This is a genomic window from uncultured Planktosalinus sp. (assembly GCF_963973675.1).
In the GTDB taxonomy this organism is placed as follows: domain Bacteria; phylum Bacteroidota; class Bacteroidia; order Flavobacteriales; family Flavobacteriaceae; genus Planktosalinus.
In genome coordinates, this window is sequence record NZ_CAXBAN010000439.1 from 1 (window position 1) to 1914 (window position 1914).

A 1914-nucleotide genomic window follows, 5' to 3' on the forward strand; every position below is an offset into this window, starting at 1 on the left:
ATGATACCCTTTCCGAGTGAAGAACTCACGCCTCCCGTGACAAAGATATACTTGGTATTGGCCATTTTAGAAGTTAAATTTCAGACATTAGCTTTCAGAAAGTTGAATTTAGACGAATAAAAACCACTTTCAGTTATTTTTTCAATGCGCAAAAATACAAAGAAGAAATGATACACGGTAATGAATTTTTGTTTATCTAAAAGGAAACCCATTGCCTATTGTTCGGGATGGGTTCGCCTGATGTTCCGGATCAACTCTTCGAGGCCATTAAGTTTGATTTCATACATTTGCTCCATCATTTGACCCAGTTTGCCCTTTGGGAACCCCTTTTGTTTGAACCACACAAAATAATATTCTGGTATATCGATCAGGTCAACATTTTTGTATTTGCCAAAAGGCATCTTGTAATGTGCCAGTTCAATAAGCTTTTTTGGGTTTGGGTTCAATGGTCTTACGTTTTTTATTGACTTTTTTTAATGACATTTGACAGCAAGACGCTGGACCTAAGATGTCTTTGGAAAAATATACTTAGTAACTTTATAGTTCCTGAAAATAAAGCATATTCCTATTAGGTAATCTGTTTCCAGTTTTGCAGTTTCTTAAGTTCTTCTTGAATGTATTGTTGCCAGAGTTGTTCTTTTTCAACATCGATGGAGTGGTTTGTTTCTTTATCAAACTTTGCCTGCATTTGACGGCGCTCCTGATTTAGTTTTGTAAAGATGGCGGGGAGGTCTTTTTGATAGTTTTTAGTTACCTTATATTGAGCAAAAGCTTTTCGCAGTTTTCGGGCGTATAGCTCGGTGATGTTAAAATGTGCCTGTTCGTGTTTTAAAATATGGTTATTGATTTTATCGGGTTTTGCCCAGGACATTTCGGGATAGAAAAATGCTTCAACTTCTGTTGTGAGTAGGATGTTGTTATTTTCAATTGTCACCCCGTAGTTAAATACAATTCCTGAGTGTGTCAAGGCCGCAAAAGAACTGTTTGTATCGGGTGTACCTTGAAAATCTTCCCAGCTGAGAAGTTGTTGTTCATTCCAAGGAATAGTAACAGGATCTTCTGAAAGGAAAAACAACGAAACCAAAATCACAACAAATTTCATAGGCCGGGGCTTTTATATTATTCATTGACTTCAACCAATTGCAGGTCTTTGGTATATTTTAGAAGGTATACTGCAATGTTGTTGTATCCACCTGCGGAATTTGGCACGTAGTTGAATTTATTTTCCACATAAATTGATTCTCCTTCAATGGATTCATTGGCTTCAAATAAGTTTTCGGCTGTAGCGATTCTCAACAGGGCATCATAGGTAACATCAAATCCTCTGATTGCAAAGCGGTTAGGCAGGATTCCGTAACGTAATTTGTATTCATTAATAAAATCACTTTCCATCGTAAAGTCAACATTTTTATTCCAAGATGGGTAGGTGAAGTCAAGGTTTGCCAGGTGCATATTTGAAACTTCCCTGAAATCAAACGCCTCATTTTTATCGGTTGTATACAATTGAATGTTGGTGCTTCTGCTCAAGCTGTTTAATACTCCTATGGCACTACTTACAACTGAAATGTTGTTGGATTCAAGAACAATCCAGTTTTCGGATTCCTTATTAATTTTTGAGGAGATGTCTTCGGTCCTGAAGAAGTTACCGTCTCTTGGTTTTATTGTTACAATTCCGGGAAACAAGTTTTGAATGCGTTGTATTTTTGGAGTTCCCGCCTGATCTGTTATTAAAATCAATTTTTTACCTATGCTGTTAGCTGTTAGATAAGAAAGCATTTTGTTTTCCAGCAGATGGTTTTGCGGGATACTTTGGATAAAGTTGGGGTACATTTTACCTTGTCGGTTACTCAAAGGCGAAATGACCGGGATGTTTTGTGCGGACAATTCAGATGCTGTTCGTTCTACCAAGGTTTG

At 37.2% G+C, this 1914-nt stretch carries 2 protein-coding genes and 1 pseudogene; all 3 read right to left on the minus strand.

Annotated features, from left to right (window positions below):
- Positions 1 to 215: 215 nt before the first annotated feature.
- On the minus strand, positions 216 to 446 hold the full coding sequence (locus AACY61_RS13090) for a DUF3820 family protein (protein WP_339612026.1): 231 nt from the start codon (positions 444 to 446) through the stop codon (positions 216 to 218).
- 122 nt (positions 447 to 568) lie between these two features.
- On the minus strand, positions 569 to 1102 hold the full coding sequence (locus tag AACY61_RS13095) for a DUF922 domain-containing protein (protein WP_339612027.1): 534 nt from the start codon (positions 1100 to 1102) through the stop codon (positions 569 to 571).
- Between the two features lie 17 nt (positions 1103 to 1119).
- A pseudogene (locus AACY61_RS13100) lies at positions 1120 to 1914 on the minus strand (peptidoglycan-binding protein LysM); the annotation flags it as partial.

Excerpts from the sequence above, each read along its gene's own strand:
- AACY61_RS13095 (WP_339612027.1), bottom strand. The coding sequence starts at position 1,102 with ATGAAATTTGTTGTGATTTTGGTTTCGTTGTTTTTCCTTTCAGAAGAT.